Source organism: Maritalea mobilis (assembly GCF_004363175.1).
Classification (GTDB): Bacteria; Pseudomonadota; Alphaproteobacteria; order Rhizobiales; family Devosiaceae; genus Maritalea; species Maritalea mobilis.
Map to the genome: position 1 here is coordinate 77,231 of NZ_SNYR01000004.1, position 18,228 is coordinate 95,458.

5 protein-coding genes are annotated in these 18,228 nt (G+C 51.6%); 2 read left to right on the forward strand and 3 right to left on the reverse strand.

Annotated elements, in window-relative coordinates:
- Positions 1 to 203: 203 nt before the first annotated feature.
- Positions 204 to 761 (reverse strand): TetR/AcrR family transcriptional regulator, encoded by a 558-nt coding sequence (locus ATL17_RS16430; protein ID WP_133573943.1) that lies wholly within the window; start codon positions 759 to 761, stop codon positions 204 to 206.
- Between the two features lie 175 nt (positions 762 to 936).
- Here ATL17_RS16430 and ATL17_RS16435 point away from each other — a divergent pair, with 175 nt between their 5' ends.
- Positions 937 to 1,374, forward strand: a complete 438-nt coding sequence (locus tag ATL17_RS16435) for a hypothetical protein (protein ID WP_133573944.1) — start codon at positions 937 to 939, stop codon at positions 1,372 to 1,374.
- Between the two features lie 23 nt (positions 1,375 to 1,397).
- Here ATL17_RS16435 and ATL17_RS16440 read toward each other — a convergent pair whose 3' ends face one another.
- Positions 1,398 to 2,648 (reverse strand): TolC family protein, encoded by a 1,251-nt coding sequence (locus ATL17_RS16440; protein ID WP_166639083.1) that lies wholly within the window; start codon positions 2,646 to 2,648, stop codon positions 1,398 to 1,400.
- Between the two features lie 589 nt (positions 2,649 to 3,237).
- Between ATL17_RS16440 and ATL17_RS16445 the strand changes: the two genes are divergently transcribed.
- Positions 3,238 to 16,821, forward strand: a complete 13,584-nt coding sequence (locus ATL17_RS16445; RefSeq protein ID WP_133573946.1) for a calcium-binding protein — start codon at positions 3,238 to 3,240, stop codon at positions 16,819 to 16,821.
- Between the two features lie 38 nt (positions 16,822 to 16,859).
- On the opposite strand, the gene ATL17_RS16450 is transcribed toward ATL17_RS16445, so the two are convergent.
- Positions 16,860 to 18,191 (reverse strand): HlyD family type I secretion periplasmic adaptor subunit, encoded by a 1,332-nt coding sequence (locus ATL17_RS16450; RefSeq protein ID WP_166639084.1) that lies wholly within the window; start codon positions 18,189 to 18,191, stop codon positions 16,860 to 16,862.
- Positions 18,192 to 18,228 lie beyond the last annotated feature (37 nt).

Below are 18,228 nucleotides of genomic sequence, written 5' to 3' on the forward strand. Positions count from 1 at the left end.
CTTCCGTTTGATAACTCATTGTTTTCAAACAAAAGTCGCACTTCAAGGTAGCGCGCACCCGCTTACATATATTATTCATATAATATATCTTATGGAACATTTGATTTTGACAGCAAGAGTTTGGTGAACCTGAGTCGGGCAAAATTGGGAGTTGTATAAACATAGTTTAGTGCAAATTAATTCTAAGGTTATGCTGTTCTCCGCTAACAGGCAATTATGCCTCCAATCGCCTGATCAATAAGTTCCTCCGGTGTTGACCAGGGATAGCTGCTCACAGTGATCAGATTTTGCGCTATGCCATTCAAGGTGCAAATCAGTAGTTCTGATTTGAGTTTTAGGGTCGCTTCGCCTAGCTTTGGTGTAGATATCTCATCAAGGCACTGAGTAAAAAAGTCGAACCGTTGCAAAGTCTCTTTGTGTTCAATGAAGCTTTGCACATCGGTTTGTTTGATGCCTTTTGACATAAAAACCAGAAAATAATGCTCTCGGTTTTCCAACCAATAATTCACATATCCCAACGCCGCTTTGCGCAGGCGTTGTTCGGAGTTCTTTTCTGCCTTTGCGTGCGCTTCTAGTTCATCAAACAATTCGGCGAAAATTTCGATCCAAATCTTGCTGAGAATATCGATCTTCCCATCGAAATAACGATAGATCGTCATCGGCGTTAAGTCGGCCTCTTTCGCGATTTTGCGCATGGAAATGGCGTCGAAACCATCTTCGTGAAAAAGCCGCAACGCGCTTGCTGCGATATGATCTCGCATTTGCTCAATATCATCTTTTGTCAGCGTAGGGCGCCCTTTGGTGGCCTTCTTTGATGGTGAAATGATCGTCACTCCTGCAAAAATTTGGCTTGGTTGACAGCGTGATGAAATTTAAAATATAACGCGTTATAATTTAATAATCCACTGACTTCAAGCTAATTAAGGGATAATTCGAATGGCAACTTCAAACGATAGTTTTGCAATGGGTATTGTGGAGCTTCGGCTCATGCGTGCCTTTTTTGTGATTGCTGCCCTGTGGAATTTTGCAGGCGCCTTTCCCGGCTTGTTGGATACGGCAGGCATGTATGAGCGCGAGTTCGGCAATGCGCTGACAGACCCGGTTATGATCGCGATTTATCGCGGTGCTTGGGGCACCGCTTTTTTATATGGGTTGGGCTTTTTATTGGTTGCCTATAATCCGGTGCGTCACACAGGAATTGTGATCATGGGTGGTTTAGGCAAAACGCTTTTTGCGCTCAATCTGCTGGTGATGTTTTTAAATGGCTGGACGTCTGACTTTGCCATGGTTGTCATCTTGGGCGATCTGGTCTTTGTGATCCTGATTCTCACCTATTTTTGGCGATTGCGCCGACATGGTCATCAACTGATCTAAGTCGTCAGTGAACCTATTTGCTTTTATATGTCCAAGTCGCCCAATAGGGTTGGGCCAAGCGTGCCTGATAATTGGTGTCCGGCATATTTGGCTCGCAAGATATCGAATTGATTGGTGATTTGCTCAGCTTTGGCGGTAAACAATTCTTGTTGTGCATCCAGCAATTCAAAAATAGTGCGGTTACCTGCTTTGAATTGTTCGCCATAGAGGCGAACGACATCTTCGCTGGCGTTGATCCGCTGATAAATTGAGTTTTGCCGGTCTTTTGCAGTGCGCAAAATGCGTGCGGCGTCGCGAATGTCGCGCTCAAGATCACGTCGCGCCTGTCGGTAACGAGCTTCTGCCTCGCCTAGGCGTGCATTGATTTGATCAATTTTGGCAGATCGATCACCGCCATCATAAAGGGAACCGCGCAGCACAATTTGTGCCTTTGCGTCGCCTCGCACCGGGTTTTCGCCCAAAATGTTTTGCTTGATTGAAGTTGAACCCTCAAGTGTAATTTGGGGTAAGTAGGAACGTTGCAGTGCCTCTTGCTGCTTACGAAGGCTTTCCATATCCGCCAAAATGCTGCGCAGTTTGGGATTGCGCCGCACATAGCTCTCGCTTTGTCCTAACTGGAATTGGGCGTCATGTTTGCGCCAATCAGGCATGGTGAGGTTACCCGGCACCAAGCCGGTAAGTCTTTTAAACTCGCTCTCATTACGCTGCCTTTGAGAGACAAGTTCGATTGATTGGGTTTTAGAATTTTCAAGCCTTGTATAGGCTTTTTGCACATCCGCCTGTGTAGCGTTTCCCGCATCAGCGTTTAACTTAACCAGCCGATATGTCTCCTTATGTGCAGCCTGGTTGGCATAGCTATTTTGCAACAGCATATCCAATTCTAAAACTGTCAGATAAATATCCGTGATTTCGTAAAGTGTGTTTTCAACTTTATCTTTGAAGCGCCAATCCGCAGAGCTGACGAGGGCCTTTGACCAGTCTAGCTCTGCATTGGTTTTGCCAAAATCAAACAATAACTGGCTTAGTGTAAGCCCGATTTCAGAGCGGGTATGGTCCTCCCCTATTTCGGTTTTTGTGTCGTACGTTACCTCAGGGCCACTTGCTATATTATATTCGACTTTTGGCCTGAATTTTGCGGTGGTAATGCCGACACCTGCTTCAGCATCTCTTTTTTGCCAACGTGCAATGTCAATTGTTGGATTGGTCTGCAACGCTACCAATGCCACTTGCTGAAGGCTGATCTTTGCACCCTTTTTTGTGTTCTGCGCAGCCATTTGTTCTAGTTGCGGATGACTGGTTGCTGACGCATCTAAATAATTTTTCGAATCAGCGACCATCAAATCCCGAGGCTCTTCACATAAAGTTTTGCCGGTGCTTAAACATGGTGCTGTTTTGGGCTTAGAGGCGCAGCCAGCAAGCATTATCTGGCCCGAAAGCGCGCCAAATATTATGCTCCATTTTAGCCAGTTTTTGCAAATTGCAACGCGCAAAGCGGTTGTTCCCTATCCCTTTGAACCGCCCTAAAGTTTAATAAACGCAGTTAAAAAACACTTAAAGTCTGCGCTAATCTCAAAATAAAAACCAAAATGACGCAATGAAAAAAAGTTACATTTTTTCATTGCTTTATCACATTCTGTTTTCGGAATTATTTGACAATATGGCGAATTTAGATAGTTGCAAAAACTTAAGAGTAAATTGTTTTAATGGAAACTGTCTCTTACTTGCACAAGAACTTTAATTTTATTTTCGTTAACCATTTTTCTTTACAAATTCGCGGCAAAACCCTCGCTTCGCTTTACACGCACCAAGTTCGACAAAATCCGAACATCACACAGGGTTCTGAGCTAAAATTTAGGGTATTGCATGGCGCAAGAAGATCAGATCCAGCAGGAAAAGACGTCTTTGGAGCGCGAATCCGCGCCTCAATCAACTGGCATTGATTTAATTGAAAAACCTCAAGCAGGTGAAACACGAATTATCGAACTGAGCGGAGATACACGGCTCAAATTCGCGTTCAACCTTGATGATGCGAATGTTGCCCTTTCCGATGTGGATTTGATCATCGAGTTTCCTGATGGTTCAAAGCTCGTTATCCTTGAATATGGGTTGATGGCCACAATCGGCGATGCACCCGACATGGATTTTGCTGACAAAATTTATTCTGGCCAAGAAATTATCGGCAGGGTTGGTGAATTTAAAGCGCAAGAAACTGAGGCGGCTAGCACCTTCTCGTCTTTGCAAGAAAGTGAACAGCAAGTTGAACAAAGTGAAGCAGACGCCGAGGAGAAGGTTGAAGCCGAAGAAACCGAACCCGTAGAGCCTGCTGAACAAGTTCAAAACCCAAACAAGCCCACACCCGAAGATTTAATCGATAAGAAAAAAGGTGACAACTTTAACGAGTTTGATCGCTCGAAGATTGATGACCATGTGGGTGCCGAGGAGCTTACCGGCAAGTTTAGCGAAACGGCATCGGCCTCCTCTTCGCCAGTGGAGGCAGGCATCGAAACGCTGCCAGAAGCGGAAATTACACTTAAAGTACTTGGCATAACTGAACAGGTGATGGAAACCGCGCTTGATGGGCGCACCATCATCAAAGGTGCGACCCACCAGCCTCCTGCCGATACAGATCCAAGTTATGGCGCGATGAGCGCGGATGAAGTGATTAATGGTACCGCGGGTGCGGACATAATCTTCGCAGATAGTCCCGACCTTGTGGAAAGCGGCACCAGTGCAGTGGCATTAGAAGTTAGCGTAACCTTCCCGTTTGAAGGGTGGACACCAACCACCATCACGGTGACGAGTTTGCCGCCGGGCATGAGCGTGATTGGCGCCACCGAAACGGACAAGGGCTGGGTGATTCCCGTCGATCCAAATTCACCGCTGCAAGAACAAATTCAAATCAGTTTTGATGTGCCAGGTTCTGGCTTGGTGCCAGATGATAATGGTTTTTACAATCTAGGGTCCATTGGCATTGAATACACTATGGATGATGGCAATGGCGGCGTGGGCGCTTCCAGTGCCTCAGCGCAGTTGGGCGTTGGTGAGATAAACTCGGATGGTGACATTGAGTTTATTGACCCGCTGACCGGAGAGCCAATAGCTGTAATCTCTGCTAGTCCTCCAGGCAACATCATCAATGCTGGTGCAGGCGATGATGAAATTTATGCAGCAGTTGGCGAAGATCAGATCAACGCGGGCGCGGGCAGCGATGTCGTATCCTACGCCATGTCAAATGCCGGGGTTGATATTGACCTTAATGTAGGAATAGCGAGCGGAGGTTATGCGGAAGGCGACAGCCTTTCAAATGTCGAACATCTCGAAGGCTCTAGCTTTGCGGATCAACTTTCTGGTGATGCGGGCAACAATGTTTTGCAGGGCTTGGCTGGTGGCGATCAATTGGACGGTGGTGCAGGCAACGATACGGCAAGTTATGCAAAATCTGACGAAGGTGTAAATGTCGACCTTGGCTCAGGTGTTGGCACCGGCGGTCATGCCGCAGGCGATAGCCTGATCAATATTGAAAATGTGATTGGCTCCGTGCATGACGACATTTTAGTTGGCGACAGCAACGCCAATATTTTGTCAGGTGGCACTGGCGATGACACAATTGAGGGCGGCGCGGGCGCCGACCAGCTTACTGGCGGCGATGGTACAGATACCCTAAGTTATGGACAATCAAGCAGTGCGGTGAATGTTGATTTAGACAGTGGTGTTGTTTCAGGTGGGGATGCCGCTGGTGACATAATTGCCGAGTTTGAAAATATCACCGGGTCAGATTTTGCAGATATTTTGTCTGGCGACAGCAACAACAACCAAATTTTTGGTGGCGCAGGCGATGACCAATTAGTTGGTCAAGATGGTGACGACGATCTGCACGGCGGCACAGGCAATGACCAATTTGTTGGCGGTGCAGGTGCCGACAATTTGGATGGCGGTGCTGGCAATGACACTGCAGATTATAGCGCTGCATCAAGCGCCATAGATATTGACTTAGAAGCAGGCACAGGTTCTGGCGGCGATGCCGAAGGCGATGTGCTCTCCAATATTGAAAATATCTTGGGCACCGGTTTTGCTGATCGTCTCAAAGGCGACAATTATGCCAACATATTATCAGGTGGTGCGAGTGACGATAATCTGGAAGGCCGTGGCGGTGCCGATGTTTTGGACGGCGGCGCAGGCCAAGATGTGGCCAGCTACGCCTCTTCCGCGAGCGCGGTCACCGTCAATTTGGCGACTTCTAGTGGCACTGGTGGTGATGCAGATGGCGACACATATATTGACATCGAAGGGGTTGAAGGGTCTGCCTTTAACGACAGTCTAACAGGTGACGCCAACGACAACATCCTGATGGGCAACGAGGGCAACGACATATTGATTGGCGGCGTAGGCGCTGACAATTTGCAAGGTGGCGCAGGATTTGACACAGCGAGCTACCAAGGTGCCGCCACCGCAGTAAATGTTGATTTGACCTTAGGGACAGGCTCAGGCAGCGATGCAACTGGGGACAGTTACGACTCTATTGAAAACATCATCGGCACGGATTTTGACGATCAATTATCGGGTGATGCTGGCGTTAATCGCCTTGAAGGCGGTGCGGGTGATGACGTGCTGGCCGGTGAAGGCGGTGCTGATGTGTTGATCGGTGGCGCTGGCACTGACACAGTTTCCTACGATAGAGCAAGTAGCGGCGTCAGTGTAAATCTTGCAACCAACTCGGGGTCTTCTGGCGATGCGGCTGGAGACAGCTTTGCATCAATCGAGAATGTCGAAGGCAGTGGATATGCCGACATTCTTGTGGGTGACGCGAATGCCAACGCGCTTTCCGGCCAAGCAGGCGATGATGTTTTACGCGGTGGCGCAGGCGATGATATTTTGCGCGGCGGTGATGGCAACGACACATTAGAAGGTGGCGCAGGCGCGGACGATATAGACGGTGAAGCCGGCATTGATACGGTGGATTATTCAGGCTCCGGTGCCGCCGTGCAAATCAATTTGCAGACGTCTTCGGCTACTGGCGGGGATGCTGCGGGAGATACCTACAATAATGTCGAGAACGTCATAGGTTCTGCCTTTTCTGATAGTCTGACTGGTGATGGCGCAGCCAACACTTTATCTGGTGGCAGCGGCAACGACACTTTGATTGGCGGCGGCGGTGCTGACATACTGGAAGGTGGCAGCGGCGTGGATACCGCTGACTATTCAGGCTCTGGCGCGGCCGTGCAAGTTGATATGGCTGCAAACTTGGCCACTGGGGGGGATGCTGAAGGGGACAGTTTTTCATCTGTCGAAAACATTATTGGCACAGATTATGATGATGACCTCACCGGCAATGCAGCCAATAACAGCCTAAGCGGTGGCCAAGGTGATGATGATCTCAATGGTGGTCTAGGCAATGATGTATTGTTAGGCGGCGACGGAGTTGATCAGCTTGAAGGCGGTGCAGGCGCCGACCATTTAGACGGAGGCGCTGGCACTGATACCGTTAGCTATCAGAGCTCGACCAATGGTGTCACTGTAGATTTGGCGGCGGGCACAGGTGCTGGCGGTGATGCAGAAGGCGATAGTTTTGCCAACATTGAAAATTTAGAAGGCTCACAGCAAGATGATGATCTAACGGGTGACGGCAATGCCAATGTTTTGTCTGGCCTTGGTGGCGATGACAATATTGCAGGCGGTGCAGGCAACGACACGCTGATTGGTGGCGCAGGCAATGATACTTTGCTGGGGCAAGCTGGCGACGACAGCCTTTCTGGTGGCAGTGGCAATGATGTGCTGGAAGGTGGACTGGGTGCTGACAGTCTAGCAGGCGGAACTGGTTCAGATACGGCAAGCTATCAAAATTCCGCCTCTGCCGTTACCATCAACTTGGCCACATCTAGTGGCGCTGGCGGCGACGCTACGGGTGATAGCTATAGCTCGATTGAAAATCTTATCGGTTCAAGTTTCGATGATGATCTTACCGGAGACAGTTCAAGCAACAGTCTGTCCGGCGGTCTTGGCGACGATATGTTGGCGGGTGCGGCAGGCGGTGATGCACTTGATGGCGGGGTCGGTAACGACACTGCAAATTATGCAGATTCCGCCCAAGCCGTAAACGTTAGCTTGTCGTCAGGCACAGGTTCGGGCGGCGACGCCCAAGGCGATACGCTTTCCAACATCGAAAACATCATTGGTTCCGCTGCTGATGATAGTTTGGAAGGTAGTGCCGTTGCGAACAGCTTGGTTGGCAATGCGGGCGATGATGTGCTCTCCGGTATGGCTGGTGACGACAGCCTTTCCGGCGGCGTTGGCAATGATGTGTTGCAAGGTGGTGCGGGTGCCGATGTGCTTGACGGTGGCGCCGATTTCGACACGGCAGATTATTCTGGTTCAAGCGCTGCAGTCACCATCAACCTCACCACCAATATCCATTCGGGTGGTGACGCGGCTGGTGATGTCCTAACGAATATAGAAAACATCACAGGATCAAGCCTCGCTGATCTATTGACTGGTGATGCCAATGCCAACACGTTATCAGGCGGCGCGGGCAACGATACGCTCTATGGCATGGACGGCGCGGACACTCTGTTGGGCGGCGCAGGCAATGATTTAATGATCGGCGGCGCGGGCGCTGACACATTTGATGGCGGTACAGGCGTCGACACAGTGTCCTTTATTAGTTCGGCTTCCGCCATCACCATCAACCTTGCTTCTGGCATGGGCTTTGGCGGTGATGCCCAAGGCGACAGCTTTGCCAATGTCGAAAATGCAATTGGCTCCGATTATGATGATGTGTTGACGGGCAATGCATCCATCAATGAGCTTTCCGGTGGCTTGGGGGACGATGCGTTAGAAGGTGGTGCTGGTGCTGATGCGCTTGATGGGGGTGCGGGTACAGACACAGCCTCTTATGCCGGGTCGGTCTCTGCGGTTGATGTGAACCTTTCAACAGGTGTTGGCACAGGTGGCGACGCAGCTGGGGATACGCTCACCAATATTGAGAACCTATTGGGGTCATCAGGTGATGACACGCTAACAGGTGATGCCAATGCCAACAGCCTCACTGGCGGGTCCGGTAATGATATTTTGATCGGCCTTGGCGGCGGGGATACTCTAGATGGTGGCTCAGGGTCAGACAGTGTAGATTATTCCGCCTCAGCATCAGCGGTGACCATCAATCTGGCCACCAACACCGCGTCTGGTGGGGATGCGGCTGGGGATAGCTTTACCTCCATTGAGAACATTTTAGGCTCAGACTTTGATGATGATCTGACCGGCGACAGCTCTGACAACAGTTTAACTGGTGGCGCGGGCAATGACCGTCTGGTGGGCCTTGGGGGTGCGGATACCCTTATTGGTGGCACCGGAACAGACACAGCAGATTACGCTGCCTCCTCTGGCGCGGTGAATGTAAACCTATCCACCGGCACAGGTTCTGGTGGGGATGCGCAAGGCGACACGCTTTCTGAGATTGAGAACATTGTGGGCTCCGCTCAAGATGATGGTTTGACCGGCAACAGCTTGGACAACCAACTCTTAGGTGGCGATGGTGATGATAATCTTTCCGGCAATGGCGGGTCTGATGATCTTCAGGGCGAAGCTGGCAATGATATTCTTGAAGGTGGTGCGGGGGCGGACACCTTAGATGGCGGCACCGGAACAGATACAGCAACCTATCAAGGTTCAGGATCAGCGGTTACTGTTGACCTGTCCACCAACACCGCATCTGGCGGTGATGCCGCAGGGGACAGCTTTACCTCCATTGAGAACCTTGAAGGGTCTGACTTTAACGACAGCCTGACAGGCGACAACAACGCCAACACCCTGAGCGGCGGTGCGGGTGATGACACCCTGATTGGTCTTGGCGGCGCAGACACGCTGGACGGTGGATCAGGCATCGATACCGCAGACTATTCCGCGTCAGCTACAGGGGTGGATATCTCTACCGATGGTTCCGTCGGATCAGGCGGCGATGCCGATGGCGATAGGCTGACAAGCATTGAAGTTATTAATGCCTCAGGCCAAGATGATGTGCTGACTGGCTCGTCTGCCGATGAAAGTTTCTATGGCAATGCTGGTGATGACCTCATTGAAGGTAAAGGCGGTGCCGATGTGATTGATGGCGGCACAGGTACGGATACCGCGTCCTATACCTCCTCATTGGCTGGCGTGAATATCGACTTGGCGGCAGGCACCTCCACAGGCGGCGATGCCCAAGGCGACAGCTTCAATTCTATTGAGACGATTATTGGCTCATCCCATGTGGATAATTTGTCCGCGGCCGCTGCCGGAAATACGCTTATCGGCGGCGCGGGCGATGATGTGCTAACTGGCAATGCTGGTGTTGACGACCTTCAAGGTGGAGCCAATAACGACACGCTTGCCGGCCTCGGTGGTGCGGACAATCTTGACGGTGGCACAGGAACAGATACCGCTGACTATTCTGCGTCTGACAATGGGGTGCAGATCAACTTAGCAGCAGGCACCGGAACGGGCGGTCACGCCGCTGGCGACACATTGTCCAATATCGAAAATGTCACGGGGTCTGACTATGACGATAGTTTGGTGGGTGACAGCGCAGTGAACCAACTGATCGGCGGCGACGGCGACGATTTGCTGGAAGGCGCAGGCGGTGCTGACAGCCTTGATGGTGGTGCGGGCAATGACACGATCACTTACACTAACGCCACAGCAGGCGTAAATGTGTCGCTGACCACAGGCAATGGCACAAACAACGAAGCTCAGGGCGACTTTATCCAGAATGTTGAAAACATTATTGGGTCTGGTTTTGCCGATACTCTTACGGGAGATTCAGGTACCAATGTGCTAACCGGTGGTGACGGGGATGATACGCTCATTGGCTTGGGCGGCGGTGATGTTTTTGTTGGGGGCGCAGGCACAGACAGCGTAGACTATTCTGGATCTGCTTCAGCCGTAACAATAAATTTGGCGACCAATAGTGCATCTGGCGGCGACGCAGCCGGAGATAGTTTCACTTCAATTGAGCGTGTTATCGGTTCCGCCTTTAATGATGCCCTCACCGCGGCTGCCGGGGGCAGCACTTTGCTTGGCATGGATGGAGACGATAATCTCACCGGTGCGGCAGGCAACGATACTCTGGACGGCGGCGACGGTGATGACATAATTGTTGGCGGTGACGGTGATGACACCATTGATGGTGGCGCTGATGATGACAGCATTATTGGTGGCGCGGGCGCAGATGATATCGATGGTGGCACAGGCACGGATACCGCAAGCTATGCGGCTTCGGCCTCCGGTGTTGTGGTAAATCTGACAACGGGAACGGGTACTGGCGGTGATGCCCAAGGTGATCAACTTTCATCAATTGAAAATTTGGTCGGCAGTGGTCTGGATGACCAGCTAACAGGTAATATTCAGAACAATGATCTGGACGGTGGTGCAGGCGATGATGTGCTTGATGGCGGCATTGGCGCTGACAATTTGGACGGAGGTACTGGCAATGATACAGCCAGTTACGCCAATTCAGGCGCAGGAGTCACGGTCAATCTGACCACGGGCGCAGGCATTGGCGGAGATGCACAGGGCGATAGCCTCACCTCAATTGAGAACCTGACAGGCTCTACTTTTGACGATACACTAATTGGCGATGCGAGTATCAATTCGCTCACCGGTGGTGATGGCGACGACAGTCTTGAAGGGGCTGCCGGTGCCGATGTACTTGATGGCGGTGTGGGGTCTGACACCGCAAGTTATGCCAACGCGGCGAGCGGTCTTACCGCTGATCTGGGCACACCATCCAACAATACGGGCGATGCGCTTGGCGACAGCTACATCTCCATTGAAAATCTTGAAGGTTCTGGCTTTGCAGATGTTCTAACCGGCGATGCGAACGCCAACACTTTGTCTGGCAATGCAGGCAATGACCAAATTTTTGGTGGCGATGGCGACGATACGCTGGAGGGCGATGCGGGTGACGACATATTAGAAGGTGGCGCAGGTGCCGACAATATTTATGGCGGCGCAGGGACCGATACAGTCACCTACTCACTTTCGAGTGCGGCAATTGTGCTGTTCCTGTCTGGCGCCGCAAGCGCGGGCGGTGATGCCGAAGGCGACCGCCTTTATGATGTTGAGCATGTTATCGGCAGCGACTATGACGATGTGTTTAATGGCACAGCGGGTGCAGAAAGCTTTGAGGGTGGCGATGGCGATGATCGCTTTAATGACTCCATGGGCGCAGACATTTATGTTGGCGGCAATGGCACTGATACGGTCAGCTATTCCAGTTCTACAGCAGGCGTGACAGTCAGTCTGACCACCGGAGCCGGGGTTGGCGGATTTGCCGAAGGCGATAGTTTAAGCGAGATCGAAAATCTCATTGGCTCGGGATATGGCGATGTTCTGACAGGCGATGCGAATGTCAACGAAATTCGCGGGTCCAGCGGCAACGACACCATTTATGGTGGTGATGGGAATGATGACTTGCGCGGTGATTCCGGCGACGACACAATCTATGGCGAAGCAGGCGATGACACACTTAGCGGCGGCGATGGATCAGACACGCTTTATGGCGGTGCAGGCGATGATAACTTGGACGGTGGCGACGGTGATGACACACTGAACGGGGGTATTGGCGCCGATGTTATTGATGGTGGTTCCGGTGTTGATACGGTTGATTATTCCGATGCACTATCAGCAGTCGCAGCCGATCTAGGTGCCAATGTTGGAACACTTGGCGATGCTCTTGGCGACACGTTTAATTCGATCGAAAATATCACTGGCTCCGACTTCAATGACACTCTGATCGGCGGCGCCGGCAACAATGTGATTTCAGGCGGAGATGGCGATGATTTTATGTCTGGCCGCGAAGGTAGCGATACGCTGGACGGGGGTGCGGGCATTGACACGGCAGACTATTCAACTGGTGGCACATCTGTAAGTATCTCCCTGATCAATGGTGGTACTGCAGGTGACGCGCTTGGCGACAGTTTCAATTCAATCGAAAATGTGACCGGCACTAATTACGGCGATACGATTGAAGGCGATAATAACAACAACCAGATTGATGGCGGCGCAGGCGCAGATACGCTTTACGACCTGGATGGCGATGATGTGGTGAATGCTGGGACCGGCAATGATTTGGTTTATGACGGCGCTGGCAACGATACCCACAATCTTGGCGACGGTAATGATGAAATTTATGGTGGTGCGGGAAGTGACGCCATTGATGGTGGTGCCGGAACGGATACATTGCGGTTCGATCATTCAAATACCGCTGTGAATGTTGATCTGCTTAACGGCACCGGCACAGGCGGCAATGCTGATGGCGACACTTATGCCAATATAGAGACCTTGTACGGTTCTCAGGGCAGCGACACCCTCACCGCAGATAATAACGGCAATTTGATTTATGCTGAAAATGGCAATGATGTTGTAACTGGTGGAACCGGAATTGACGAAATTCACGGTGATGATGGCAATGACATTATTGATGGCGGCGCGGGTGACGATCGCCTCTATGGTGATAATGGCAGCGACACCATTACCGGCGGTGACGGTGATGATTACATCTCTGGCGGCAATGGCAATGATATGTTTATTGGCGATGCCGGCAGTGACCAATATTTCGGCGGTGGCAACACCGACACAGTTGATTATTCAGGCTCAGGCTTTGCCGTTAATGTCGATTTAGAGGGCACCAGCACCGGCGGCACAGCAGAAGGCGACACTTACAACTCGGTAGAGCGGGTTATTGGCTCGAGCCACAACGATACAATTTTGGGCAATGCCAGCAACAACCGACTAACCGGTGGCGATGGCGACGACAGCTTAAATGGTCGAGGTGGAGGTGACGTTCTCGACGGCGGTGATGGCACAGACACTGCAGATTATTCTGCGTCCGGTGCCATCAATATTAATCTATCCACCGGCACGCATACCGGTAGCCATGCCGCTGGCGATACACTTATTTCAATTGAACGCATTCTTGGTTCAAATAGTAGTGATAGCTTCACGGGTGGCACCACTGGCATCATTTTTGATGGCGGTAACGGCAACGATAATGTTGCGAGCCTTTCCGGCAATGATACACTGATTGGCGGCGCTGGGGTTGATACGCTCAACTATTCGGCGTCAGCATCTGCGGTGACCATCAACCTCGCCAGCAACACATTGTCAGGCGGCAACGCCACAGGCGACACAATCTCTGGCTTCGAAAATATTATCGGTACAGTTGGGAATGATGACCTGACAGGTGACGCCAACGCCAATGATTTTGATGGTGGCGCGGGTGATGACACCATGGATGGCGCCGCAGGCAATGACACCATTGACGGTGAAGATGGTGATGACACCATCTATGGTGGTGATGGCAATGACCTAATTTCTGGCGGCGAAGATGATGATACCATTTATGGCGGTGCAGGCGCTGACAATCTGTCTGGTGATGATGATGATGACATCATTTATGGTGGCGATGACAATGACACGATTGACGGTGGTGACGAGCAAGACCAGCTGTTTGGCGAGGCTGGTGACGACATAATTGATGGCGGATCTGGTGACGACATAATTGCTGGTGGTGCTGGTGCTGACAATCTTGATGGCGGCACGGGCAATGACACGCTTGATTATTCCACTTCAAGCGCTGCCGTCACGATTGACCTGAACTCCAATAGCGCAAGTGGTGGCGATGCTACTGGCGACGCCATCGTAAATTTTGAACATGTTATTGGTTCGGCCCAGAATGATGGTCTGACGGGGGATGCGAACGACAACAATCTGACAGGTGGTGCGGGCAACGACGTTTTGATCGGCCTCGGAGGTGCGGATCAATTGGATGGTGGCAGCGGTACGGATAGTGTTGATTATTCTGCATCTGGCGCAGGCGTAAATGTGCAACTGAATGGTTTGACATCCAGCGGTGGCGATGCAGAAGGCGACTTGCTCACCTCAATCGAAAATGTCACTGGATCAGCATTTGACGATATTATTACCGGTGTTGGCGCAGATGAAGTGCTTTCTGGTGGTGACGGCAACGATACGCTAAGCGGCAATGGCGGCGCCGATACATTAAACGGTGGCGACGGCGACGATGTTTTGAATGGTGGTGCAGGCGCGGACACGCTTGATGGTGGTGCAGGCACGGATACGATTGACTATTCAGATTCCAGTACTTCGGTCCAAATTGATCTTGATGCCGGGACTGGCACAGGCGGCGACGCGCAGGGCGACACTATTTCCAATATTGAAAACGTCACAGGCTCCCTAGTTTCGGACACGATTGCTGGCGATGCTGGCAATAATGTATTGGACGGTCATGCCGGTAATGACACGATTACCGGTGGTGCGGGCAATGACACATTGATCGGCAGTGACGGCAATGATGATCTACAAGGCGGCGATGGTGTCGACACGATTTCGGGCGGCAATGATGATGACACCATATCCGGGGGCGCGGGAGATGACATTCTTGATGGTGACGCTGGCGATGATATTTTCACCGCTGACATTGGCGCAGACACAATTGACGGCGGCACAGGCACTGACACGGCAGACTATAGCGCCGCCGCGTCTGCTGTAACTATAAATTTGGACGGCACCGCGTCTGCTGGCGCCGAGGCTACTGGTGATGTTCTGACCAATGTGGAACGCGTCATTGGCTCTGACTTTGCGGATCAGTTGAACGGCACGGCGGCCAACGAAACCTTTGAAGGCGGTGCGGGCGCAGACGTGCTCAATGCTGGCGCAGGCGATGATGTGATGGATGGCGGCACAGGCGACGATATTTTCATCGCAGATGAGGGTGCCGACACCATGGATGGCGGCATTGGCAATGACCAGATTGACTATTCAACATCAGCCAGCGGCGTGACCGTTCATTTAGATGGCACTACCTCATCTGGTGGCGATGCGCAGGGCGATGTGTTGACCAACATTGAACAAGTCACAGGTTCTGCTTTTGACGATCAGCTAAATGGTACTGCAGGCGCAGATACATTGATTGGTGGCAGCGGCGATGACGTGATTGCGGGCGGTGGCAGCGGCGATGTGCTGCAAGGCGGCAGCGGCAATGATACGTTGGACTACACGAACTCCAATGCGGGTGTCACCGTAGATCTTGGCAATAACTCGGCAAGCGGGGGACATGCCACCGGCGATACAATTTCTGGATTTGAAAATGTTACGGGGTCAGCCCACGCAGACGATTTGACCGGCTCAAGTGCCAACAATGTGATCAATGCCGGAGGTGGCAACGATACGATTACAGCTGGCGTTGGCAACAATACTGTCAACGCTGGTAGTGGCCATGACACCATTATCGCAGGCGCGGGCGTCGATATTGTTGATGGTGGCAGCGGCGATGATCATATGGATTATAGCGGGTCAGCTTCCGGTGTGACAGTAAGTTTGGATGGATCAGCCTCCAGCGGAGGTGATGCGGCCGGCGATCAACTCAGCAATATTGAAGAAGTTACGGGCTCTTCGAGCAATGATGTGTTCAACGGTACAGGCGCAAGCGAAACCTTCAACGGTGGTGCGGGCAATGACGAATTCAATGCGGGCGCCGGCGACGATGTGATGAATGGCGGAGCTGGCGATGATGTATTCTATGGCGATGCGGGGGCGGACATCATTTCTGGTGGTGCCGATACGGATAGCGTGGACTATTCTGGATCGAGCGCAGGCGTCACGGTAAATCTTGATGGTACTGTTTCAGCTGGCGGTGATGCCGCCGGGGACCAACTTAACGGTATTGAACAAGTTATCGGGTCTGATTATGCAGATGTGATCAACGGCACCAACGCCAACGAAACACTGGATGGTGGCGCTGGGGATGACACGCTGATCGGCGGTGGAGGCGCAGACATAATTATCGGTGGCGCAGGCGCTGATACCGCGGACTATTCCGCTTCTGGATCGGGAATCATCCTTAATTTGGATGGCTCCACCTCTTCTGGCGGAGATGCAACTGGCGACCAAGTGTCTGGTGTAGAAAATGTCATTGGTTCCGCCTTTGATGACACGATCAATGGCACAGGCGCTAATGAAAGCTTCACCTCCAATGGTGGTGCCGACAATCTGCTTGGTGCAGGTGGTGACGATAGCTTCTTGGTGGATGCAGATACGTTAGACTTGTCAGCATCTATTGATGGCGGATCAGGCAATGACCGTGTTGAATTTGCTTCCGGTACAGGCACAATTGATGACGAGGCCATTCTAGACAGCCTTTTGACCGACATAGAAGTAATCGACTTCACAAATGCCGGTGTTGATGCAGATCTGGCCCTAAGCTCAACCGATATTCAAAATATGACCGACGGCAACAATGTGCTGACGTTGGAAACAGATGCAGGCGACAGCATCTCAATAACCGATCCTGGTACAAATGTTGTCGTTACCGCCGGGGCGGGCACAACTACCTATACGATATATGACGATGCCACCCACACTACTGAAATTGCTCAGCTGGTGGTCAATAGCTAAGTAAATAGGTGCCGAAAGTTTCGGCACCTTATTCCAGATTATTGTCGGAAAGCGTTGGACTGAACTCGACGAACCGGGCGGAGCAAATAGTCCAGCACGGTGTGTGACCCGGTGAGAATGTTCACTTCGGCTAACATACCGGGCACGATAGGGTTATTGTCGCCCAATGTTGCACCGTCTGCGCGCACCCGCACGCGGAAATAAGGATTACCCTTTTCGTCCTGCAAGGCATCAGGGGAGATTTCTACCACCTCACCTTTCAGCCCGCCATAGACGGTATAGTCATACGCGCTGATCTTTATCACGGCTTCCAAGCCCGGCCACACATTGGCACGGTCTTTAGGCGACAGGCGCGCATCCACCGCGATTGAGAGGTCATCAGGCACAATTTGGGCCAACACTTGGCCTGGTTGAACAACGCCATTGACTGTGGAAACCAGTAGCCGGTTGATCCGCCCGTCAATTGGGGCCACAACATTTGTACGTGATTTGCGATCAACCATCGCGGTGATTGCTTCGTTTAGTTTGGCTATGGTCACTGCCACTTCGGCGGCTTCTTTTTCTGCATCGGCGCGCGCTCGTGTGGTCAATTCGTTTTGTCGCCTCAGCACTTCATCTAACTCAGATTGAATAGCCGGCACTCTAAATTCGAGATCATTTATCTGTGTTACTACCTGCTGCAAGCTGCTTTCGCGTGACAAAAGTTCATTGCGTGAGGCGGCGCCAGATTTGACAAGGCCGCGATAGCTCTCAACTTGCTCAAACAGTAGGTCATATTCTTTGCGTTTATTTTCTAGCCGCAATTTATGTTCGGAAAGGCTTAGCCGTTGCTGTCTCGCCTGATCTTCGAAAATCAAAAATTGATCTTTCAGGTTCGCTTGGCGCCGTTCAAAAATTTGCTGCTCATTGGCAACTGCTTGCGGTTGATCTGCAAACAAATCATCAGGCGGCACCATTTGGCTGGCCCCCTCTGCTTCGGCCATAAGTCGCACATGCCGGGCACGTTGAGAGGCCAGTTCCAAGCGTGTCTGTTCGAGTTCAGCTTTTGAAAAGCTGTTTTCGATGCGCAGTAGCACATCGCCTTGCACAACGCTGTCGCCCTCTTGTACCAAAATGTCGGAAATTAGGCCTCCTTCCATATGCTGAATATTGCGGTTTTGCTCAGTGGAAATAATCCGGCCCCCGCCGCGCGTCACTTCATCGAGGCTCGTGAAGGCGGACCAGATTAGAAACAGCAGCAGTCCTACTGCAATAACGAGCAAAAACAATCCATTTGCGTGCCGATCAATTTGATCGGTGCGCCGGGCAAAGCTCGAGTCCTGTCGGGCCGTGCCAACCTTATTTGGCAATGTTGGATTTGCAGTGTCCATGAATGAAAACCGAGTCATTTCGCGAATGAAATGATTA

Excerpts from the sequence above, each read along its gene's own strand:
- ATL17_RS16430 (WP_133573943.1), bottom strand. The coding sequence starts at position 761 with ATGCGAGATCATATCGCAGCAAGCGCGTTGCGGCTTTTTCACGAAGAT.
- ATL17_RS16445 (WP_133573946.1), top strand. The coding sequence starts at position 3,238 with ATGGCGCAAGAAGATCAGATCCAGCAGGAAAAGACGTCTTTGGAGCGC.
- ATL17_RS16450 (WP_166639084.1), bottom strand. The coding sequence starts at position 18,191 with ATGGACACTGCAAATCCAACATTGCCAAATAAGGTTGGCACGGCCCGA.
- ATL17_RS16440 (WP_166639083.1), bottom strand. The coding sequence starts at position 2,648 with ATGGCTGCGCAGAACACAAAAAAGGGTGCAAAGATCAGCCTTCAGCAA.
- ATL17_RS16435 (WP_133573944.1), top strand. The coding sequence starts at position 937 with ATGGCAACTTCAAACGATAGTTTTGCAATGGGTATTGTGGAGCTTCGG.